This window comes from Streptomyces plumbidurans (genome assembly GCF_019857225.1).
GTDB lineage: Bacteria > Actinomycetota > Actinomycetes > Streptomycetales > Streptomycetaceae > Streptomyces > Streptomyces plumbidurans.
Map to the genome: position 1 here is coordinate 48,916 of NZ_JAFJSY010000042.1, position 21,646 is coordinate 70,561.

Consider the following 21,646-nt stretch of genomic DNA (forward strand, 5'->3'; position numbering starts at 1 on the left):
GATGTGCTGAGTTGGGAGGGACTGTTCTACCGGTGCCTTTAAGCAAAAGCGACGTTGTAGATGCCTGCAGCGATCGCGCCGCCGATCAGCGGACCGACCACCGGGACCCAGGCGTAGCCCCAGTCGGAGCCGCCCTTGTTGGGCAGGGGCAGGAGGGCGTGCACGATGCGCGGACCCAGGTCACGGGCCGGGTTGATCGCGTAGCCCGTCGGGCCGCCGAGCGAGAGGCCGATGGCGACGACCACGAGAGCGGTGATCAGACCGCCCAGGACGCCGAGTCCGTCGCCCTTGGCGTTCAGGCCCTGTGTGAGCACGGCGAGGACCAGCACGATGGTGCCGACGATCTCCGTGAGGAGGTTCTGCACCGCGTGCCGGATCTCCGGACCGGTGGAGAAGATGCCCAGGACCGGGCCCGCGCCCGTCTCCTGCGCCTCGACCGCCTTGACCTTGGTGGCCTGTGCGCCCGGACCGCCGACGATCTCCTTGTCGGTCAGGTGCGCGTGGAACTGGCCGTAGTAGGCGACCCACACCAGGGTCGCGCCGATCATGGCGCCGAGCAGCTGGCCGGCGAAGTAGACCGGAACGTTGCTCCAGTCGCTGTCCTTGATGGCCAGGGCGACGGTGACGGCGGGGTTGAGATGGGCGCCGGAGAGCGGGCCGGAGATGTAGACGGCCGTCATGACGGCGAAGCCCCACCCGAAGGCGATGGCGAGCCAGCCCGCGTTACGGGCCTTGGAGGCCTTCAGCGTCACGGCGGCGCAGACGCCACCGCCGAGCAGGATGAGTATGGCGGTACCTATGGTCTCGCCGATGAAGATGTCGGAGCTGGACACCCGCGACTCCTTTGTCCTTCGTCCAGGGGACCGAACCCCGGGTCCCTCCGGGAGTTCGAGCTGCCCTCGGGGGTGAGGGCGATCTCGGCCCTTGGCGTTGTCACACTCTAACGCGTATTGCCGGTAGGTGTTCGACAATGCCGACCGATGGACGGGAGTCTTGCTCCGCCGTCAGCCGCCCGTCAAGGGTCGTGTTGTCGAAAGCACGATCGTTACCGATCCCCACAAGCTGACGATCTTGCAGGTCAGGTGCGGTCGGATGCGTACGGAGGGGTAACAAGCACGGTGCGTACCGACCGGACGGTCCGGCCGCGGGGGGTGCCGGGGTTCAGAACCGTCCGGCGCCCAGGTCCCGCGACACCGCGCGGGCGCAGTCCCGTACCGCGGCGATGAGTTCGGGCCGCACCTCGCCGTCCCGGCACAGCCGCTCCACGGCTCCGGTGATGCCCACCGCGCCGACCGGCATCCGCCGCCGGTCGTGGATGGGGGCGGCGATGGAGGCGACGCCCTCCCAGGTCTCCTCGATGTCGGCCGCGTACCCGCGCGCGCGGGACATGTCGAGGATGTGCTCGAAGGCCTCGAGGTCGCACACGGTCCGATCGGTGAAGGACTTGCGGTCGGCCTCCAGCGCCTCGCTGTGCGCGACCGGGTCGTAGGCCGACAGGACCTTGCCGAGGGCCGTGGAGTGCAGGGGCTGCATGGCCCCGATCTCCAGCACCTGGCGGCTGTCGTCGGGCCGGAAGACGTGGTGCACGATCAGCACGCCGTGCTGGTGCAGGACGCCGAGATACACGCTCTCCCCGCTGGAGCGCGCCAGGTCGTCCGTCCACACCAGTGCGCGCGCCCGCAGCTCGTGCACGTCGAGATAGGTGGTGCCCAGCCGCAGCAGTTCGGCGCCCAGCTGATAGCGCCCGGAGGGCTCGTCCTGCTCGACGAAGCCCTCCGCCTGGAGGGTGCGCAGAATGCCGTGGGCGGTGCCCTTGGCGAGGCCCAGTGACGAGGCGATGTCCGAGAGGCCGAGCCGTCGCTCGCCGCCCGCGAGCAGGCGCAGCATCGCGGCCGCCCGTTCGAGCGACTGGATGTTCCGTGCCATCGCCGTACTGCCTCCGTCCCCTTCGACCGTCGACGCGCGACGTCGCTGCCGGTGTTCGGCAATGTCGAACACTACCGGTCGATGCCGACCTCTCGCTAATGGTCGGCCGGCATCTGTCGCGATCTGTTGTGACACAGGTATCCCGCAAGTGACCTGCCCGTCACCCTCGTCCGTCCCGTGGACGACCCGAACGTCCCGGGGCGGACCCGGTTACCCTGGCGTGGTGCGCCCGCCGCGGGAAGTCCTGCGGCAGGGCGCAAAGCCGACAGCCGTCGCACCTAAAGGGAGCCCCTTCATGGCCTCGTCGCCAACGACCCCTTCCGCCGACAGCCGGACCCGTGTGTCCGCGCTCCGTGAGGCGCTCGCCACCCGAGTGGTGGTGGCCGACGGAGCGATGGGCACGATGCTCCAGGCGCAGGACCCCACCCTCGAGGACTTCCAGAACCTCGAGGGCTGCAACGAGATCCTGAACCTGACCCGCCCCGACATCGTCCGTTCGGTCCACGAGGAGTACTTCGACGTCGGCGTGGACTGCGTCGAGACGAACACCTTCGGCGCCAACTACGCGGCGATGGCCGAATACGACATCCCCGAACGGGTCTACGAGCTGTCCGAGGCGGGCGCCCGTATCGCCCGCGAGACCGCCGACGGCTACCTCGCCCGGGACGGCCGGCAGCGCTGGGTGCTGGGCTCCATGGGCCCCGGCACCAAGCTCCCCACGCTCGGCCACATCGGGTACACCACGATCCGCGACGCCTTCCAGCAGAACGCCGAGGGCCTGATCGCGGGCGGCGCCGACGCGCTCATCGTGGAAACCACCCAGGACCTGCTGCAGACCAAGGCCGCCGTCATCGGCGCCCAGCGCGCCCGTGAGCTGTCCGGCCTGGACCTGCCGATCATCGTCTCCGTCACCGTCGAGACCACCGGCACCATGCTGCTCGGCTCCGAGATCGGCGCCGCCCTGACGGCCCTCGAGCCGCTCGGCATCGACATGATCGGCATGAACTGCGCCACCGGCCCGGCCGAGATGAGCGAGCACCTGCGCTACCTCTCCCGGCACTCCCGCATCCCCCTGTCCTGCATGCCCAACGCCGGCCTGCCGGTCCTCGGCAAGAACGGCGCCAGCTACCCGCTCACCCCGCCCGAACTGGCCGACGCCCACGAGACCTTCGTACGCGACTACGGCCTCTCTCTCGTCGGCGGCTGCTGCGGCACCACGCCCGAGCACCTGCGCCTGCTGGTCGAGCGGGTCCGGGACGTCACCCCGACCGAGCGCACCCCGCAGCCCGAGCCCGGCGCCGCCTCCCTCTACCAGACCGTGCCGTTCCGTCAGGACACCTCGTACCTGGCGATCGGCGAGCGCACCAACGCCAACGGCTCGAAGAAGTTCCGCGAGGCCATGCTGGAGGGCCGCTGGGACGACTGCGTGGAGATGGCCCGCGACCAGATCCGCGAGGGCGCCCACATGCTGGACCTCTGCGTGGACTACGTCGGCCGGGACGGCGTCGCCGACATGCAGGAACTGGCCGGCCGCTTCGCCACCGCCTCCACCCTGCCGATCGTCCTGGACTCCACCGAGGTCCCCGTCATCAGGGCCGGCCTGGAGAAGCTCGGCGGCCGCGCGGTCATCAACTCCGTCAACTACGAGGACGGCGACGGCCCCGACTCCCGCTTCGCGAAGGTCACCGCGCTGGCGCGGGAGCACGGCGCCGCGCTGATCGCGCTGACCATCGACGAGGAGGGCCAGGCCCGCACGCCCGAGAAGAAGGTCGAGATCGCCGAGCGGCTGATCGAGGACCTGACGACGAACTGGGGCATCCACGAGTCGGACATCCTCATCGACACCCTGACCTTCACCATCTGCACCGGCCAGGAGGAGTCCCGCAAGGACGGCATCGCCACCATCGAGGCGATCCGCGAACTCAAGCGCCGCCACCCCGAGGTGCAGACCACGCTGGGCCTGTCGAACATCTCCTTCGGCCTCAACCCGGCCGCCCGCATCCTGCTCAACTCCGTCTTCCTCGACGAATGCGTCAAGGCGGGCCTGGACTCGGCGATCGTGCACGCCAGCAAGATCCTGCCGATCGCCCGCTTCAGCGAGGAAGAGGTGCAGACCGCCCTCGACCTCATCCACGACCGCCGCTCCGAGGGCTACGACCCCCTGCAAAAGCTCATGCAGCTCTTCGAGGGCGCCACCGCCAAGTCGCTCAAGGCGGGCAAGGCCGAGGAACTGGCCGCCCTCCCGCTGGAGGAGCGCCTCAAGCGCCGCATCATCGACGGCGAGCGCAACGGCCTGGAAGCCGACCTCGACGCGGCACTCCAGGACCGCCCCGCCCTCGACATCGTCAACGACACACTCCTGGACGGCATGAAGGTCGTCGGCGAACTGTTCGGCTCCGGCCAGATGCAGCTGCCGTTCGTGCTGCAGTCCGCCGAGGTCATGAAGACCGCCGTCGCCTACCTCGAACCGCACATGGAGAAGGTCGAGGGCGAGGAGGCGGGCAAGGGCACCATCGTCCTCGCGACCGTGCGCGGCGACGTGCACGACATCGGCAAGAACCTCGTCGACATCATCCTGTCCAACAACGGCTACAACGTCGTCAACCTGGGCATCAAGCAGCCCGTCTCCGCGATCCTCGACGCCGCCGAGGAGCACCGCGCCGACGTCATCGGCATGTCGGGACTCCTGGTCAAGTCCACGGTGATCATGAAGGAGAACCTGGAGGAGCTCAACCAGCGCGGCCTGGCGGCCGATTACCCCGTCATCCTCGGCGGCGCCGCCCTCACCCGCGCCTACGTCGAGCAGGACCTGCACGAGGTGTACGAGGGCGAAGTCCGCTACGCCCGCGACGCGTTCGAGGGGCTGCGCCTGATGGACGCGCTCATCGGCGTCAAGCGGGGCGTCCCCGGCGCGAAGCTGCCGGAACTCAAGCAGCGCCGGGTGCGCGCGAGCACCGCCGTCGAGGTCGACGAGCGCCCGGAGGAGGGCCACGTCCGCTCCGACGTCGCCATCGACAACCCGGTCCCCGCCCCGCCGTTCTGGGGCACCCGCGTCATCAAGGGCGTCCAGCTCAAGGAGTACGCGACCTGGCTGGACGAGGGCGCGCTGTTCAAGGGCCAGTGGGGTCTGAAGCAGGCCCGCACCGGAGAGGGACCCTCGTACGAGGAACTCGTCGAGAGCGACGGGCGACCTCGGCTGCGCGGCCTGCTGGACCGGCTGCAGACCGAGAACCTGCTGGAAGCCGCCGTCGTCTACGGCTACTTCCCGTGCGTCTCCAAGGACGACGACCTGATCGTCCTGGACGAGCACGGCAACGAGCGCACGCGCTTCACCTTCCCGCGCCAGCGCCGCGGCCGCCGGCTGTGTCTCGCCGACTTCTTCCGCCCGCAGGAGTCCGGGGAGACGGACGTCGTCGGCTTCCAGGTCGTCACCGTCGGCTCCCGCATCGGCGAGGAGACGGCGCGCATGTTCGAGGCGAACGCCTACCGCGACTACCTCGAACTGCACGGCCTGTCCGTGCAGTTGGCCGAGGCGCTGGCCGAGTACTGGCACGCGCGCGTGCGTTCGGAACTGGGCTTCGCGGGTGAGGACCCGGCCCAGATGGAGGACATGTTCGCCCTGAAGTACCGCGGCGCCCGCTTCTCCCTCGGCTACGGAGCGTGCCCGAACCTCGAGGACCGCGCCAAGATCGCCGACCTGCTGGAGCCCGAGCGCATCGGCGTCCAGCTCTCCGAGGAGTTCCAGCTGCACCCCGAGCAGTCCACGGACGCGATCGTGATCCACCACCCGGAGGCGAAGTACTTCAACGCACGCTGAGGACGGCGAGCAGGACCGCAAAGGCGCAGCTCACAGCGGACCGGGGCGTACATGGGGTGTGCCCCGGCCCACAGCGGATAAACAAGGCACTTCGCCCGCGACAGTCGTACACTGGTCGGTCCACTGCAGGCCGGTTCCCCGCACGGGAACCGGCCTGATCGTCCCTCAAGGAGGTGCGCCCGGATGACCAGTACGGTCCCCGCGCTCGGAACCCGAACGGCCGAAGGCTCAGCCCTGCAGGCCGTGCTCCTCGACATGGACGGCACCCTGGTGGACACCGAGGGCTTCTGGTGGGACGTCGAGGTGGAGATCTTCTCCGGCCTCGGCCACACCCTCGACGACTCCTGGCGCCATGTCGTGGTGGGCGGGCCCATGACCCGCAGCGCGGGGTTCCTGATCGAGGCCACCGGAGCCGACATCACCCTCGCCGAGCTGTCGGTCCTGCTCAACCAGGGCTTCGAGAGCCGTATCGCCCGCGCCCTGCCGCTGATGCCGGGAGCCGCCAGACTTCTCGCCGAACTGTCCGAGTACGAGATCCCCACGGCCCTCGTCTCCGCCTCGCACCGGCGCATCATCGACCGGGTGCTCGCCTCGCTCGGCCCCCAGCACTTCGCCCTCTCGGTGGCCGGCGACGAGGTGCCCCGCACCAAGCCGCACCCCGACCCGTATCTGGCCGCCGCCGCAGGACTCGGCGTGGACCCGGCCCGGTGCGCGGTCGTCGAGGACACCGCGACCGGGGTCGCGGCGGCCGAGGCCGCGGGCTGCCACGTGGTCGTGGTGCCCTCGGTGGCCCCCATCGCCCCCGCCCACCGGCGCACCGTCGTCACCTCCCTCGAAGAGGTCGACCTGACATTTCTGCGCGGTTTGATCACCGTCTGATGACAGAAATGCGCTGAACGTTCACGCAGGGTGCGGTACTGATAGGACAGCATTACCCGGTGCCGGTGGGCGAAAGAATTCGAAGCGGGACGAGCGGCCGAATTACGGTGCCTGGCGGGGTCGTTGAGATGTGACGTTCCCCACGTTTGCGGCCCTCGACAGGGTGGGCGGCGTGTGCTGCCCGCCCGATTTCGGCGTGCGCGGGCGTGCCTTTGTGTCCCGATTGATGGAAGCCTGCACGAATCCTTCCCATCGTGGGCTTCCGGTCCGTCCGCAGCCGATTCCGCTGCGTGATGGAGGCTCAACTCCAGTCGCTGCGAACCCTCGTGCAGGTGCGGACTAATCTCATCGCGAGGACCATCGCCCCTATCCCCGTGATCCGCTGCGACACCCCTGCATGCGGGGTACACGGACCTGAACAGCTTCTGGAGAAACTCGAGCATGAACCGCAAGACTTTGGTGCTGCCTGCCGTGGTCGGCCTGCTCGCGCCCGTGCTCGCCGCTTGTGGTGGTTCCGACAGTGGCAGCAGCGGTGGGGACGCGATCGTCGTCGGGACGACGGACCAGTTCACCGCCACCAAGGACGCCCCCGCGCCGCTCGACCCGGCGTACGCCTACGACGTGGGCACCTGGAACATCCTGCGCCAGACCGTGCAGACGCTGATGATCCAGCCGCGCGGCGAGGGCGACCCCGTGCCCGAGGCCGCCGAGAGCTGCGGATTCACCGACTCCGGCAACGAGCGCTACGCCTGCAAGCTGCGGGAGGGCCTGAAGTTCGCCAACGGCGACGCCATCACCGCGCAGGACGTCAAGTACTCCATCGACCGAGTGCGCGCCATCAACGCCGAGGGCGGCCCGGTCGGCCTGCTCTCCACCATCGACACGGTCGAGGCCAAGGGCGACCGCGACGTGATCTTCCACCTGAAGACCGCCGACGCCACCTTCCCGTACAAGCTGTCGACCCCCGTCGCCGGCATCGTCAACCCCGACGACTACGAGAAGAACAAGCTGCGCGACGGCTTCGACGTCGACGGCTCCGGTCCGTACACCCTGTCCAGCCAGGTCAAGAACGACGCGCTCGTCAAGGCCACCTTCACCAAGAACCCCAACTACAAGGGGACGCTCAAGGTGAAGAACTCCAAGGCGGAGATGGTCTCCTTCGCGGACGCCGACGCCATGGGCAAGGCGCTCGACAAGGGCGACATCGACGTCATGACCCGCAGCATGTCGCCGGAGCAGATCCAGAAGCTCTCCAACGACTCGGACACCAGCGTCGACCTCGTCGAGATGGCCGGCCTCGAGATCCGCTACCTCGCCTTCAACACCAACGCCCCGAGCGTGAAGACGAAGGCCGTCCGCCAGGCGATGGCCCAGCTGATCAACCGCGCCGAGCTCGTCTCCAAGGTCTACGGCACCCAGGCCGAGCCGCTGTTCTCGCTGGTCCCGGCCAGCATCACCGGCCACTCCAACTCGTTCTTCAACAAGTACGGCGACCCGAACGCCGGCAAGGCCAAGTCCCTGCTGGAGGCCGCCAACATCACCACTCCGGTGAAGCTGACGCTGCACTACACGACCGACCACTACGGCTCGGCCACCAAGAAGGAGTTCCAGATCCTTCAGAAGCAGCTCAACAGCAGCGGCCTGTTCGACGTCAGCATCCAGGGCTCGCTCTGGAAGGACTACATCCCGGCCGAGCGCAAGGGCTCCTACGACGTCTGGGGCATGGGCTGGTTCCCCGACTTCCCGGACGCCGACAACTACCTGGCGCCGTTCCTCGACAAGGACAACTTCCTCAAGCTTCCGTACCACAACACCAAGATCATCAACGACCTCATCCCGGCGTCCCGCCGCGAGGCCGACCGCATCGCCGCATCCCCCGATCTGACCCAGATCCAGGACGACGTCGCGAACGACGTGCCGATCCTGCCGCTGTGGCAGGGCAAGCAGTACGTGGCCGCCCGCGACGACGTGACCGGTACCGCGTACGCTCTCAACTCCTCCTCGACTCTTCAGTTGTGGGAGCTCAGCCGGGGCGTGAGCGGCTGACAAGATCCCCGGGGCCCCAGGGACGGCGGCCCCGGGATTCCTGACACCGACGAGAAGGCACATTGCCGTGAAGATGCGCAACCAGTGGCCGGTCCTGCCCGTAGTGGCGGGACTGGCCTCCGGGCTTTTGACGGGCTGCGGAGCCGACAGCGGCGATTCAGGAGGAACCGGATCCTCCGTCGTCATGGGAATGTCGGACGACGTACTGGCCACCGACCCCGCCTCCGGCTACGACCCCGGGTCCTGGCTGCTGTTCAACAACGTCTTCCAGTCCCTGCTCAGCTTCCCCAACGGCGGGACCGAACCCGAGCCGGAGGCGGCCGAGTCGTGCGGCTTCAGCGACACCTCGGCCAAGGTCTACAAGTGCACCCTCAAGGACGGCCTGCACTTCAGCAACGGTGACGAACTCACCTCGCAGGACGTCAAGTTCTCCTTCGACCGCATGCTGAAGATCAACGACGCCGCGGGCCCGGCCATCATGTTCCCCATGCTGGACAAGGTGGAGACACCCGACGAGAAGACCGTCGTCTTCCGGCTCAAGGTCTCCGACGCCACCTTCCCGAGCAAGATCGCCTCCGGGGCCGGCTCCATCGTCGACCACACCCAGTACGACGGCGACAAGCTCCGCAAGGACGGCAAGGCGGTCGGCTCCGGCCCCTACAAGCTGGACTCCTTCGACAAGAAGCAGGCCGTCTTCTCGGTCAACAAGAGCTACAAGGGCACCGCCAAGGTCAAGAACTCCGGCGTGACGCTGAAGTTCTTCCACGGCGACCAGAACGCCCTGAAGAAGGCCCTCCAGAACGACAAGGTCGACATCGCCTACCGCGGTCTGACCGCGGGCGCCATCGCCGACCTGCAGAACGCCAACAACGACTCCAAGGTCGAGGTCGTCGAGGGCAGCAGCGCCGAGGTCCAGCACCTGGTCTTCAACATGAAGGACCCGGTCGCCGGAAAGCTCGGCGTCCGCAAGGCGATCGCCTACCTGCTCGACCGCGACGCCCTCATCAAGAACGTCTACCAGGGCACGGCCACCCCGCTGTACTCGATCATCCCGGCGGGCATCGCGGGCCACAACACCGCCTTCTTCGACACCTACGGCGCCAGCCCCTCACCGGCCAAGGCCGCCGCCGCCCTCAAGGCCGACGGCATCACCGGCAAGGTGAAGCTGACCCTGTGGTCCACCCCGTCCCGCTACGGCCCGGCCACCGACGAGGAACTGAAGGCGATCGCCAAGCAGCTCAACGCCAGCGGCCTGTTCGACGCCGACGTGAAGTCCGTGGCCTTCGACCAGTACGAGAAGGACATCGCCGCGGGCAAGTACGGCGTGTACGTCAAGGGCTGGGTGCCGGACTACCCGGACGCCGACAACTTCACCGCCCCGTTCTTCGGCAAGGGCAACGTGCTCAGCAACAACTACAGCAACAGCACCATCACCGGCACGCTCATCCCGCGCACCGCGGCCCAGAGAGACCGCTCCGCGACCGACAACGACTACGACCGGCTGCAGGACATCGTCGCCGACCAGCTGCCCGTCCTGCCCATCTGGCAGGCCAAGCAGTACGCGGTGACCCGCGAGAACGTCTACGGCCTCGAATACTGCCTGGACGCCTCGACGGTGTTCCGCTTCTGGGAACTCAGCAAGGACTGAACCGCCGGACACACCGAAGCCGGGCACACGGAAGAAGGGCGCCCCCTCGCAGGGGACGCCCTTCTTCTACGGCCATGAGGGCTCACTGCGCGCCGGGACGCACCAGTCCGCTCTCGTACGCGTACACCGCGGCCTGCACCCGGTCGCGCAGCCCCAGCTTGGTCAGCACATGCCCGACATGCGTCTTCACCGTGGTCTCGCTGACGAAGAGATCGGCCGCGATCTCGGCGTTGGACAGCCCGCGGGCCACCAGCTTCAGCACCTCCACCTCGCGGTCGGTGAGGGTGTGCAGCGTGTCCGGCACCGGCTCGTCGCCCGAGGGCAGATGCGTGGCGTACTTGTCGAGCAGCCGCCGGGTGATGCTCGGCGCGAGCATGGCCTCGCCGCCGGCCACCACACGGATCGCCTGCACCAGCTCGTTGGCCGGCGCGTCCTTGAGCAGAAAGCCGCTGGCGCCCGCGCGCAGGGCCTCCACCACGTACTCGTCGAGGTCGAAGGTGGTCAGCACGAGCACCTTGGCCGGGCCGTCCCGCCCGGGCCCGGTGATCTGCCGGGTCGCCTCCACCCCGTCCATGCGGGGCATACGGATGTCCATCAGGACAACATCGGGCTGCAAAGCCCGCACCTGGTCGAGAGCCTGGAGGCCGTCTCCGGCCTCGCCGACGACCGCGATGTCCTGCTCGGCCTCCAGAATCATCCGGAAGCCGGTACGCAGCAGCGGCTGGTCGTCGACCAGTAGGACGCGGATGGCCACGTAAGTCTCCTTCGCTAGTCCGGCCCCATTCTGCCCTGCGCGAGGTCACCGGACTCGGCCGCCCTCACCTGCAGCGGATACGGCGGGGGAGTGCCCCCGAATTCCGGGCAGTGCGCCTGGTGGTCGCACCAGCCGCACAGCTTGGTGGGACGCGGGCGCCAGTCCCCGGACTCCGTCGCCTGCCGGATCGCCTCCCACAGCGCGAGCAGCTTGCGCTCGACACGCTCCAGATCGGCGAGGACGGGGTCGTACGTCAGCACGTCGCCACTGCCGAGATACACCAGCTGCAGCCGCCGCGGGACGACGTGCTTCAGCCGCCACACCACCAGGGCGTAGAACTTCATCTGGAACAGCGCGCCCTCCGCGTACTCGGGGCGGGGCGCCTTGCCCGTCTTGTAGTCGACGATCCGGACCTCGCCCGTGGGCGCCACGTCGACCCGGTCGATGATGCCGCGCAGCGTGAGCCCCGAATCCAGCTCCGCCTCGACCCACAACTCGCGCTCGGCGGGCTCCAGCCGGGTCGGATCCTCCAGCGTGAACCAGCGCTCGACCAGCTGCTCCGCCTCGCCCAGCCAGCGCGCCAGCCGCTCGCCCTCCGGATCGTCCGCGAACAGCTCCACGACCTCCGGCCTGCTCTCCCGCAGCCGGTCCCACTGCCCGGGGATCAGGGACTTGGCGCGCGGCGCCGTCCGCTCCGCCGCCGGGGCGTCGAAGAGCCGCTCCAGCACAGCGTGCACCAGCGTGCCCCGGGTCGCCGCCTCGCTCGGCTTCTCCGGCAGCCGGTCGATCACACGGAAGCGGTAGAGCAGCGGGCACTGCATGAAGTCGCTCGCGCGCGAGGGCGACAGACTGGCGGGGGCTATGGCCACCGGGGCGGTCGCACTCGCCGGACCGGCCGACGGTCCCGGCACCGCGGCGGCTTCCGCCGTCGTCACCGGCTCGACCGGCTCGACCGGCTCGACCGTCGTCACCGTCTCGACCGTCGCCACAGCCTCCGCCGTCGTCACCGTCTCGACCGGCTCGACTGTCGTCACCGTCTCGACCGCCGTCACGGTCTCCGTCGTCGTCACCGGCTCCACCGACACCGGCGATTCCCCCTGTGCCGCACCGCTGCCCCGGGCCTCGGCCGCACCCTCCGCGCTCGTCTCCATGTCCCAGACCATACGGCCCGCCACTGACAGTGACCCAGCCACGGCCGTGACGGGTGCGACGCCCGGGAAAACTGAGGGGGTGCCGGGGCGGAACACGCCGCGACGGCCGCATACCATCGACCCCAGACCCTTCCGCCCGGCAGGCGCGGAAGACGCTTCGAACGAGGGGACATCGTGGACGAGAGCGGCGGGAGCGGGCAGCCGCGGTCCGGCACCGACGAGCCGGCCGAGCACCACGCAGGGCCTACGACCCCGGCCGCCCCCTCACCCACCCCGGCCGACGAACGGCCCGCCCAGGCCACCGAGGGGGAGAACGAGGGCGGCCCCAGGGACACCCACGACCCGAACACCGCGCACGGCACCGACCCCGAAGCGGTCCCCGCCCACGACGCCGCAGGCAACGACACCGCGGACGAACGCGCCGGGCACGACCACCCGGCCGACCACTCCGGCGATCGCACCCTCGCCCACTCCGGCACCGGCAACCGCCCGCCCAGACGCCCCGAATCCCCCCGAGGCGGCCTGCTCATGGGCCGCCCCTTCGGCGTACCCGTCTACGTCGCGCCCAGCTGGTTCCTCGTCGCCGCCCTGATCACCTGGGTGTTCGGCGGCCAGCTCGACCGCGTACTGCCCGAACTCGGCGCCGCCCGCTACCTCGTCTCCCTCTTCTTCGCGGTCGCCTTCTACGCCTCCGTCCTCATCCACGAACTCGCCCACACGGTCGCGGCCCTGCGCTTCAAGCTCCCCGTGCGCCGCATCCAGCTCCAGTTCTTCGGCGGCGTCTCCGAGATCGAGAAGGAGGCCGAGACCCCCGGCAGGGAGTTCGTGCTGGCCTTCGTCGGCCCACTGCTCTCCCTCGTCCTCGCCGGCCTCTTCTACGTCGCCATGCAGCCCGTCGAGCCCGGCACCGTCCCCGGCGTCCTGCTGGCCGGCCTGATGATCTCCAACCTCATCGTGGCCGCCTTCAACCTCCTGCCCGGCCTGCCCCTGGACGGCGGCCGCATGCTGCGCGCCGTGGTCTGGAAGATCACCGGCAAACCCATGAGCGGCACCATCGCCGCCGCCTGGGTCGGCCGCGCCCTCGCCGTCTCCGTCCTGATCGGCCTGCCGCTGCTCACCCAGTCCGGCGCCCTCGGCTCCACCGCCGAGGACAGCGTCGGCATGGACACCGTCACCGACGCCCTGCTGGCCGCCATCCTCGCCGCGATCATCTGGACCGGCGCCGGCAACAGCCTGCGCATGGCCCGGCTCAGGGAGCACCTGCCGGAACTGCGCGCCCGCAACCTCACCCGCCGCGCCGTCCCGGTCGAGACCACCACCCCCCTCTCCGAAGCCCTGCGCCGCGCCAACGCCGCCGGGGCCCGCGCCCTCGTCGTCGTCGACCCCGACGGCAACCCCCTCTCCCTGGTGCGCGAGGCGGCCATCGTCGGCGTACCCGAACACCGCCGCCCCTGGGTCGCCGTCAGCGGCCTCGCCCAGGAACTCACCGACGGCATGCGCGTCTCCGCCGAACTCGCCGGCGAGGACCTCCTCGACGTCCTGCGGGCCACCCCCGCCACCGAGTACCTGGTGGTCGAGGAGACCGGCGAGATCTACGGCGTCCTGTCCGCCGCCGACGTGGAACGCGCCTTCGTGAAGGCCATGGCCCGCCCGTCCTAGCGGTCGTCCCGGTGGTCGGCCGTCCCCGCAAACCCCGGTAGGCTGCTCACATGTCCGAACCGACCGGTGCCGCCCGCAGGCGCGGGCCCTTCAAGGTCGGGGACCAGGTTCAGCTGACCGACCCCAAGGGCCGCCACTACACGTTCACGCTCGAAGCCGGGAAGAACTTCCACACCCACAAGGGCTCCTTCCCGCACGACGAACTGATCGGTGCTCCCGAGGGCAGCGTTGTCCGCACCACCGGGAACGTCGCCTACCTCGCGCTGCGCCCCCTGCTCCCCGACTACGTCCTGTCCATGCCCCGCGGGGCAGCCGTCGTCTACCCGAAGGACGCGGGACAGATCCTCGCCTTCGCCGACATCTTCCCCGGCGCGCGCGTCGTGGAAGCGGGCGTGGGCTCCGGCTCGCTCAGCAGCTTCCTGCTGCGCGCCATCGGCGACCAGGGCATGCTGCACAGCTACGAGCGACGCGAGGACTTCGCGGAGATCGCCCGGCAGAACGTGGAGCGCTACTTCGGCGACCCGCACCCCGCCTGGCAGCTCACCGTCGGTGACCTCCAGGACAACCTGTCCGACACCGACGTCGACCGCGTCATCCTCGACATGCTCGCCCCCTGGGAGTGCCTGGAGGCCGTCTCCAAGGCGCTCGTCCCCGGCGGCATCCTGTGCTGCTACGTGGCGACGACCACCCAGCTCGCCCGCACCGTGGAGTCCATCCGCGAGATCGGCTGCTTCAACGAGCCGACCTCCTGGGAGACGATGATCCGCAACTGGCACGTGGAGGGCCTCGCCGTCCGCCCCGACCACCGGATGATCGGCCACACCGGCTTCCTGCTCACCGCCCGCCGTCTCGCGGACGGCGTCGAGCCCCCCATGCGCCGCCGCCGCCCCGCCAAGGGCGCCTACGGCGAGGACTACTCCGGCCCCAACGCCGACGGCGGCTCCGGCCGCTAGAACGGTCCGTGCCCCGCCGGGGCGGTCCGTGCCGCGACAACGTACGGGCGCTGCCGCCGAGTTCCCGGGTCCCTCCGGAACTCGGCCGCAGCGCCCCCGTGTTGACATGCCGTAACAAATTGAACAAACCCGGCGGGGAGTCCCGAAGAACCGAACACCCCGCCGTTCCGCCCCACTGTGACGTGTGGCACGATGCAGCCACCCCCACCGGCACAGCCCTCACAGGAGACACTCCTCGTGCAGCAATCCGCCGTTCCGGAACTGGCCCACACGCACACCCGGCCCATCCACTGGGTCGCCACCGCCACGGCCGTCTCGGGCGTCATGGCCCTCTCCTCGCTCCTGCAGCCCAACTCGGCGACCGCCGCCCAGCCGGCCCGCAGCGAAACCAAAACGGCGCACGCCGCGCCCGCGCCCTCCGTCACGGGCCTCCACTTCCCGCTCACCTGCGGCCCGGTGAAAGCCGTCGTGCAGAAGAAGGCCACCGGGGACCTCGACGGCGACGGCAACCCCGAAACCGTGGCCGTGGTGCACTGCGACGCCCCCATGGGCACCCCGCCCGACGGCATCTACGTCGTCACGCGCGCGTCCAACGGCAAACCCCGCGTCGTCGCCACCCTCGTCGACCCGAAGTCCGGGGACACGGTGAGTGACTTCGCCGTACGCGACAAAGCGGTCGTCGCCACCCTGCTCGGCTACTCCTCCAACGACGTGCCCCGCTGCTGCCCCGACGTGACCGACAACGCGAAGTGGCAGTGGAAGAACGGCGCGTTCGCACGCTCGACATCCGCCGGAGCGCACAGCGTCTGACCGCGCGAGCGCCACGCGACCACCGCGCGAGCGACGAGCGAGCGACGTATGAGCGCGTGTGAGATATCAGACAGCGTGACGGACCGTACCTATCCGGTCACTCCGCGTCCGGACCGTAGACCTCGACCCTGTCCGAAACCCGCCGCACATGGATGCACTCGCCCGGGCACTCCCGAGCCGAGTCCACCACATCCGTGAGAAGCGGCAGCGGCACGGGCGTTGTAGCCCCTCTGTCCTGCAGCAGCGCGTCGTCCGAGCCCTTCACGTAGGCCAGCCCGTCGATGTCCAACTCGAACACCTCGGGCGCGTACTGGGCGCAGATCCCGTCGCCGGTACACAGGTCCTGATCGATCCAGACCTCGAGCACCTCGCCGCCGGACCCGGCCTCCTGCTGCACGCTCATGTCTCCTGCCGTTTACAAGTCCGGCCGACGGGAATCCGGCCAGCTCTGAAGGGTGTTGAACACTTCGACCCTACCCGGGTCAGCTTTCCAATCATGTTCGGTGGGTATTCCCCTGGCGTGAGGGAGAGCGCAAGGGTGAAGATCGGACACACCCCGACCGTCTTTGTGATCTAGGGGTTTCAATCGACACCCACCCAGGTAGGGTCTGGAAGCGTCCAGCTCCCCTTGGAGGAGGTGAGGACCGTGGCAGCCCACGACGACGACATGAACCGCGGCATCCGCCCAGGACGCGGGTCCGACGACCCGGCCGGGCAGATTGCCTACCTTGAGCAGGAGATCGCCGTCCTGCGACGCAAGCTCGCCGACTCGCCGCGGCACACGAGGATTCTCGAAGAGCGGATCGTCGAGCTTCAGACAAACCTGGCCGGCGTCTCCGCACAGAACGAGCGACTGGCCAACACGCTCCGTGAGGCCCGCGACCAGATCGTGGCCCTCAAGGAAGAGGTCGACCGGCTCGCACAGCCGCCCGCCGGATTCGGCGTCTTCCTGCAAGCCATCGAGGACGGCACGGCCGACATCTTCACCGGAGGCCGCAAGCTCCGGGTGAACGTCAGCCCCAGCGTCGACCTCGACGAGCTCAGGCGCGGCCAGGAAGTGATGCTCAACGAAGCACTCAACGTGGTCGAGGCCATGGAGTTCGAGCGCGCCGGCGACATCGTCACCCTCAAGGAGATCCTCGAGGACGGCGAACGCGCCCTCGTGCTCGGGCACACCGACGAGGAACGGGTGGTGCGCCTCGCCGAGCCGCTGCTGGACGTGAACATCCGCCCCGGTGACGCCCTCCTGCTCGAACCCCGATCCGGCTACGTCTACGAAATCATCCCGAAGAGCGAGGTCGAGGAACTCGTCCTCGAAGAGGTCCCCGACATCGGCTACGAGCAGATCGGCGGCCTGGGCGGCCAGATCGAGGCCATCCGAGACGCCGTCGAGCTCCCCTATCTCTACCCGGACCTGTTCAAGGAGCACGAACTGCGCCCGCCCAAGGGCGTCCTGCTCTACGGACCGCCCGGATGCGGCAAGACGCTCATCGCCAAGGCCGTCGCCAACTCGCTGGCCAAAAAGGTCGCCGAGGTCACCGGCCAGGCCGCCGGCAAGAGCTTCTTCCTCAACATCAAGGGCCCCGAACTCCTGAACAAGTACGTCGGCGAGACCGAGCGGCAGATCCGCCTGGTCTTCCAGCGAGCACGCGAGAAGGCGAGCGAGGGCACCCCCGTCATCGTCTTCTTCGACGAGATGGAGTCCCTCTTCCGCACCCGCGGCTCCGGCGTCAGCTCGGACGTGGAGAACACCATCGTCCCCCAGCTGCTCGCCGAGATCGACGGAGTCGAGGGCCTGCAGAACGTGGTCGTGATCGGCGCCTCCAACCGCGAGGACATGATCGACCCCGCCATCCTGCGCCCCGGCCGCCTCGACGTGAAGATCAAGATCGAGCGTCCCGACGCCGAGGCCGCCAAGGACATCTTCGGCAAGTACCTCACCGAGCGCCTCCCGCTGCACAGCGACGACCTGAGCGAACACGGCGGGGACAAGGCCGCCACCGTCGAAAGCATGATCCAGACGGCCGTCGAGCAGATGTACGCGGAATCCGAGGAGAACCGCTTCCTGGAGGTCACCTACGCCAACGGCGACAAGGAAGTCCTCTACTTCAAGGACTTCAACTCCGGCGCCATGATCGAGAACATCGTCGGCCGCGCCAAGAAGATGGCGATCAAGGACTTCCTCGAAGCCAAGCAGAAGGGCCTCCGCGTCTCCCACCTCCTCCAGGCCTGCGTGGACGAGTTCAAGGAGAACGAGGACCTCCCGAACACCACCAACCCGGACGACTGGGCTCGCATCTCCGGAAAGAAGGGCGAACGGATCGTCTACATCCGTACCCTCATCACCGGAAAGCAGGGCGCCGACACCGGACGCTCCATCGACACGGTGGCGAACACCGGTCAGTACCTGTAAAAGACAGGGCGGCTGCGGGTGCCCTCACCGGGTACCCGCAGCCGACTGTTTTTCAGGCCACGGCTGGAGCAAGGCAATGACGCAAATGATCTCCCCACCAGCGCAAAGCCGTTCTAGGCTCTTCGGTACCGCCGAGTCGCGCAGTGCGGGGACGGGCACCGCACACGCACCGGAGCGCCAGCGGTACTTGAGCAGCGCCCCCGACCGAGGGCGCCGCCGGGCAAGGAGGGCCGCATGACCGTACGGCGAGTAATGGGCATCGAGACGGAGTACGGCATCTCCGTGCCCGGCCACCCCAACGCCAATGCCATGCTCACCTCGTCCCAGATCGTCAACGCCTACGCGGCGGCGATGCACCGGGCCCGCCGGGCCCGCTGGGACTTCGAGGAGGAGAACCCGCTGCGGGACGCGCGGGGCTTCGACCTCGCCCGCGAAGCCGCCGACTCCAGCCAGCTCACCGACGAGGACATCGGCCTCGCCAACGTGATCCTCACCAACGGCGCCCGCCTCTACGTGGACCACGCACACCCCGAATACAGCGCACCCGAGGTCACCAACCCACGCGACGCCGTCCTGTGGGACAAGGCCGGCGAACGCATCATGGCCGAAGCCGCCGAGCGAGCCGCCCAGCTCCCCGGCGCCCAGCCCATCCACCTCTACAAGAACAACACCGACAACAAGGGCGCCTCCTACGGCACGCACGAGAACTACCTGATGAAGCGGGAAACCCCCTTCTCGGACATCGTGCGCCACCTCACGCCCTTCTTCGTCTCCCGGCAGGTCGTCACCGGCGCGGGCCGCGTCGGCATCGGTCAGGACGGCCACGAGCACGGCTTCCAGCTCAGCCAGCGCGCCGACTACTTCGAGGTCGAGGTCGGCCTGGAGACGACCCTCAAACGCCCGATCATCAACACCCGCGACGAGCCGCACGCCGACGCCGAGAAGTACCGTCGCCTGCACGTCATCATCGGCGACGCCAACCTCTCGGAGATCTCCACCTACCTCAAACTGGGCACGACCGCCCTGGTCCTGTCCATGATCGAGGACGGCTTCATCGCCGTGGACCTGGCCGTCGACCAGCCGGTGCGCACCCTGCACCAGGTGTCGCACGACCCCACCCTCAAGCGCCTGGTCACCCTCCGCAGCGGCCGCACGCTCACCGCGGTCCAGCTCCAGATGGAGTACTTCGAGCTGTCCCGCAAGTACGTGGAGGAGCGTTACGGCGCCGACGCGGACGAGCAGACCAAGGACGTCCTCGCCCGCTGGGAGGACACGCTCAACCGCCTGGAGAACGACCCGATGAGCCTGGCCGGCGAGCTGGACTGGGTCGCCAAGCGAGAACTCATGGAGGGCTACCGGCGCCGCGACAGCCTCGACTGGGACGCCGCCCGCCTCCACCTGGTCGACCTCCAGTACGCGGACGTACGCCCCGAGAAGGGCCTCTACAACCGGCTGGCGGCCCGGGGTCGCATGAAGCGCCTCCTGACCGAGGACGAGGTCGAGCGGGCACGTACGAGCCCGCCGGAGGACACACGCGCGTACTTCCGCGGACGCTGTCTTGAGCAGTACGCCGACGACGTCGCGGCCGCGTCCTGGGACTCCGTGATCTTCGACCTGCCGGGCCGGGATTCGCTCCAGCGCGTCCCAACCCTGGAACCGCTACGCGGAACGCGAAATCACGTCAAGGAGCTCCTGGACCGCTGCCGAACGGCGGAGGACCTGGTCAGGGTGCTTTCCGGAGGTTGACGGGTACCCGGGGCCGACGTGGCCCGACAGGGTGGAAAACCCGGCGTCCGGGAATCATCGAGGTGGTCCCCGGACGTTGTGAAACTGCGGGGCCGATGTCGGACCCTGCTTGTAGGGTCTGATCAAGAACGTCGAACCGAGCGGGGTGAGGGTTATGGCGACCAAGGACACCGGCGGCGGCCAGCAGAAGGCGACGCGCTCCACGGAAGAGGTCGAAGAGCAGGCGCAGGACGCGCAGGCCTCGGACGACCTCAAGGAGCGCCAGGAGAAGCTGAGCGACGACGTGGACTCCGTCCTGGACGAGATTGACGACGTACTCGAGGAAAATGCCGAGGATTTCGTGCGAAGCTTCGTGCAAAAAGGCGGACAGTAAAGGCCATTCGGCCAATTTGTCTTCGAAATGAAGGCGGCGGGGGAAGATGGCTGCTGGTGAACCGAACGCGAAGCAATGCAGGAAGTGCAGACGAGACCTGCCTCTGACTGCATTCGCGCGGGACAGGAATCGGCGTGACGGCCTCCAGGTGCACTGCCGGGAGTGCGTGGCGGAGTACAGCGCCGCGCACTACCGGCGCCGCCGTGAGGCGCTTGGCAAGCCGGTCCGCGAGAAAGTGGACGTCCCGGACGGGTACAAGCTGTGCCGGACGTGCGGAGAGGTGAAGCCGCACAGCGAATGGCACCGCAACGCGACCGCTTCCGACGGACTCTCGACGCGCTGCAAGGCGTGCCGGGCGATTCAGGGGCGGCAAGGTCATCTGAAGCGCCAGTACGGCATCACCGAAGCCGAGCGCGACGAGTTGATCGGCGCTCAAGGGGGCGTCTGCTGCATATGTTTGGCAGCCGTGCCGGAGCATGTGGATCACTGCCACAAGACGGGTAGGGTCCGAGGCGTACTGTGCTTCAGCTGCAATGCCGCACTGGGGCAGTTCAAGGATCGGCCCGATGCCATAAGGCGGGCTGCTGCTTATGTGGAAGGAATCGCGTGGAAGCCAACACTCGTAGCACCGGGCGTCTACCAGCTGCCTTCCTGACGCCTGGGTCCTCGTCCTTCATGGACTTCCTGTCGGAGCACCAGCCGGAGATGCTGCCGGGCAACCGGCAACTCCCGCCCACCCAGGGCGTGATCGAGGCGCCGCACGGGACCACGATCGTCGCCGTCACGTTCCCCGGCGGTGTCGTGCTGGCCGGTGACCGCCGGGCCACCATGGGCAACGTCATCGCCCAGCGGGACATCGAGAAGGTGTTCCCGGCGGACGAGTACTCGGCCGTCGGTATCGCCGGCACGGCCGGTCTCGCCGTCGAGATGGTGAAGCTGTTCCAGCTGGAGCTGGAGCACTTCGAGAAGGTCGAGGGGGCGCAGCTCTCGCTGGAGGGCAAGGCGAACCGGCTGTCGACCATGATCCGTTCCAACCTGGGGATGGCCATGCAGGGCCTGGCCGTGGTGCCCCTGTTCGCGGGCTACGACGTGGACCGCGAGAGGGGCCGCATCTTCTCCTACGACGTGACGGGCGGCCGTTCCGAGGAGCACAACTTCGCGGCCACGGGTTCCGGCTCGATCTTCGCGCGCGGTGCCATGAAGAAGCTCTTCCGCGACGACCTGACGGAGGAGCAGGCCACGACGCTCGTGGTGCAGGCTCTCTATGACGCGGCAGATGACGACTCGGCGACCGGTGGTCCCGATGTCGCCCGCCGGATCTATCCGATCGTCACCGTGATCACCGAGGACGGCTTCCGCAGGCTCACCGAGGACGAGTCCTCGGAGATCGCTCGCGCGATCCTCGAGCGGCGCCTGGAGCAGCCCGACGGTCCGCGGGCCGCGCTGCTGTAGCGGCGACCGGTTCTTGCTC

17 protein-coding genes are annotated in these 21,646 nt (G+C 68.7%); 12 read left to right on the forward strand and 5 right to left on the reverse strand.

Going from position 1 to position 21,646, the window contains the following annotated elements:
• Positions 1–38: 38 nt before the first annotated feature.
• Entirely contained in the window at positions 39–833 is a 795-nt protein-coding gene (locus JYK17_RS25130; protein WP_128803533.1) for an MIP/aquaporin family protein, read from the reverse strand.
• 328 nt (positions 834–1,161) lie between these two features.
• Positions 1,162–1,926 (reverse strand): IclR family transcriptional regulator, encoded by a 765-nt coding sequence (locus JYK17_RS25135; RefSeq protein WP_108011763.1) that lies wholly within the window; start codon positions 1,924–1,926, stop codon positions 1,162–1,164.
• A gap of 295 nt (positions 1,927–2,221) precedes the next feature.
• Between JYK17_RS25135 and metH the strand changes: the two genes are divergently transcribed.
• The 4 genes from metH to JYK17_RS25155 all read left to right on the forward strand — a co-directional run bounded on the left by metH (position 2,222) and on the right by JYK17_RS25155 (position 10,316).
• A complete protein-coding gene (gene metH / locus JYK17_RS25140) occupies positions 2,222–5,743 on the forward strand; it encodes a methionine synthase (protein ID WP_222811230.1) in 3,522 nt (1,173 codons plus the stop codon).
• Between the two features lie 183 nt (positions 5,744–5,926).
• Entirely contained in the window at positions 5,927–6,622 is a 696-nt protein-coding gene (locus JYK17_RS25145) for an HAD family hydrolase (RefSeq protein ID WP_108011759.1), read from the forward strand.
• A 441-nt stretch (positions 6,623–7,063) separates the two neighbouring features.
• A complete protein-coding gene (locus tag JYK17_RS25150; protein ID WP_108011757.1) occupies positions 7,064–8,668 on the forward strand; it encodes an ABC transporter substrate-binding protein in 1,605 nt (534 codons plus the stop codon).
• A 67-nt stretch (positions 8,669–8,735) separates the two neighbouring features.
• A complete protein-coding gene (locus tag JYK17_RS25155) occupies positions 8,736–10,316 on the forward strand; it encodes an ABC transporter substrate-binding protein (RefSeq protein WP_108011755.1) in 1,581 nt (526 codons plus the stop codon).
• Between the two features lie 82 nt (positions 10,317–10,398).
• On the opposite strand, the gene JYK17_RS25160 is transcribed toward JYK17_RS25155, so the two are convergent.
• Complete coding sequence (locus JYK17_RS25160) at positions 10,399–11,070, reverse strand: response regulator (RefSeq protein ID WP_016434400.1); 672 nt, start codon at positions 11,068–11,070, stop codon at positions 10,399–10,401.
• A gap of 14 nt (positions 11,071–11,084) precedes the next feature.
• Positions 11,085–12,221: a RecB family exonuclease gene (locus JYK17_RS25165; protein WP_234547569.1), complete on the reverse strand. Its 1,137-nt coding sequence runs from the start codon at positions 12,219–12,221 to the stop codon at positions 11,085–11,087.
• A 174-nt stretch (positions 12,222–12,395) separates the two neighbouring features.
• Between JYK17_RS25165 and JYK17_RS25170 the strand changes: the two genes are divergently transcribed.
• The 3 genes from JYK17_RS25170 (at position 12,396) to JYK17_RS25180 (ending at position 15,643) form a co-directional block, all read left to right on the forward strand.
• Positions 12,396–13,880 (forward strand): site-2 protease family protein, encoded by a 1,485-nt coding sequence (locus JYK17_RS25170; RefSeq protein ID WP_108011753.1) that lies wholly within the window; start codon positions 12,396–12,398, stop codon positions 13,878–13,880.
• A 50-nt stretch (positions 13,881–13,930) separates the two neighbouring features.
• A complete protein-coding gene (locus tag JYK17_RS25175; protein WP_108011750.1) occupies positions 13,931–14,833 on the forward strand; it encodes a tRNA (adenine-N1)-methyltransferase in 903 nt (300 codons plus the stop codon).
• Positions 14,834–15,070: 237 nt separating this feature from the next.
• Complete coding sequence (locus JYK17_RS25180; RefSeq protein ID WP_222811231.1) at positions 15,071–15,643, forward strand: hypothetical protein; 573 nt, start codon at positions 15,071–15,073, stop codon at positions 15,641–15,643.
• Between the two features lie 97 nt (positions 15,644–15,740).
• Here JYK17_RS25180 and JYK17_RS25185 read toward each other — a convergent pair whose 3' ends face one another.
• Positions 15,741–16,046: a ferredoxin gene (locus JYK17_RS25185; RefSeq protein ID WP_108011746.1), complete on the reverse strand. Its 306-nt coding sequence runs from the start codon at positions 16,044–16,046 to the stop codon at positions 15,741–15,743.
• Between the two features lie 243 nt (positions 16,047–16,289).
• On the opposite strand from JYK17_RS25185, the gene arc reads away from it, so the two are divergent.
• The 5 genes from arc (at position 16,290) to prcB (ending at position 21,627) form a co-directional block, all read left to right on the forward strand.
• Positions 16,290–18,056: a proteasome ATPase gene (gene arc / locus JYK17_RS25190; RefSeq protein WP_016434394.1), complete on the forward strand. Its 1,767-nt coding sequence runs from the start codon at positions 16,290–16,292 to the stop codon at positions 18,054–18,056.
• A gap of 234 nt (positions 18,057–18,290) precedes the next feature.
• Positions 18,291–19,802, forward strand: coding sequence for a depupylase/deamidase Dop (gene dop, locus JYK17_RS25195; RefSeq protein WP_340643629.1), 1,512 nt, complete (start codon positions 18,291–18,293; stop codon positions 19,800–19,802).
• A 154-nt stretch (positions 19,803–19,956) separates the two neighbouring features.
• Positions 19,957–20,175, forward strand: a complete 219-nt coding sequence (locus tag JYK17_RS25200) for a ubiquitin-like protein Pup (protein ID WP_108011740.1) — start codon at positions 19,957–19,959, stop codon at positions 20,173–20,175.
• 46 nt (positions 20,176–20,221) lie between these two features.
• Positions 20,222–20,830 carry an endonuclease VII domain-containing protein gene (locus JYK17_RS25205; protein WP_016434391.1) on the forward strand — a complete coding sequence of 203 codons (609 nt, stop codon included), beginning with the start codon at positions 20,222–20,224 and terminating at the stop codon, positions 20,828–20,830.
• On the forward strand, positions 20,782–21,627 hold the full coding sequence (gene prcB, locus JYK17_RS25210; RefSeq protein ID WP_108011738.1) for a proteasome subunit beta: 846 nt from the start codon (positions 20,782–20,784) through the stop codon (positions 21,625–21,627). The genes JYK17_RS25205 and prcB overlap by 49 nt, the downstream gene beginning before the upstream one ends.
• Positions 21,628–21,646: the final 19 nt, after the last annotated feature.

Coding starts and splice junctions, on each gene's coding strand:
- JYK17_RS25135 (WP_108011763.1), bottom strand. CDS start 1,926: ATGGCACGGAACATCCAGTCGCTCGAACGGGCGGCCGCGATGCTGCGC.
- metH (WP_222811230.1), top strand. CDS start 2,222: ATGGCCTCGTCGCCAACGACCCCTTCCGCCGACAGCCGGACCCGTGTG.
- JYK17_RS25145 (WP_108011759.1), top strand. CDS start 5,927: ATGACCAGTACGGTCCCCGCGCTCGGAACCCGAACGGCCGAAGGCTCA.
- JYK17_RS25150 (WP_108011757.1), top strand. CDS start 7,064: ATGAACCGCAAGACTTTGGTGCTGCCTGCCGTGGTCGGCCTGCTCGCG.
- JYK17_RS25165 (WP_234547569.1), bottom strand. CDS start 12,221: ATGGAGACGAGCGCGGAGGGTGCGGCCGAGGCCCGGGGCAGCGGTGCG.
- JYK17_RS25175 (WP_108011750.1), top strand. CDS start 13,931: ATGTCCGAACCGACCGGTGCCGCCCGCAGGCGCGGGCCCTTCAAGGTC.
- JYK17_RS25185 (WP_108011746.1), bottom strand. CDS start 16,046: ATGAGCGTGCAGCAGGAGGCCGGGTCCGGCGGCGAGGTGCTCGAGGTC.
- dop (WP_340643629.1), top strand. CDS start 18,291: ATGACCGTACGGCGAGTAATGGGCATCGAGACGGAGTACGGCATCTCC.
- JYK17_RS25200 (WP_108011740.1), top strand. CDS start 19,957: ATGGCGACCAAGGACACCGGCGGCGGCCAGCAGAAGGCGACGCGCTCC.
- JYK17_RS25205 (WP_016434391.1), top strand. CDS start 20,222: ATGGCTGCTGGTGAACCGAACGCGAAGCAATGCAGGAAGTGCAGACGA.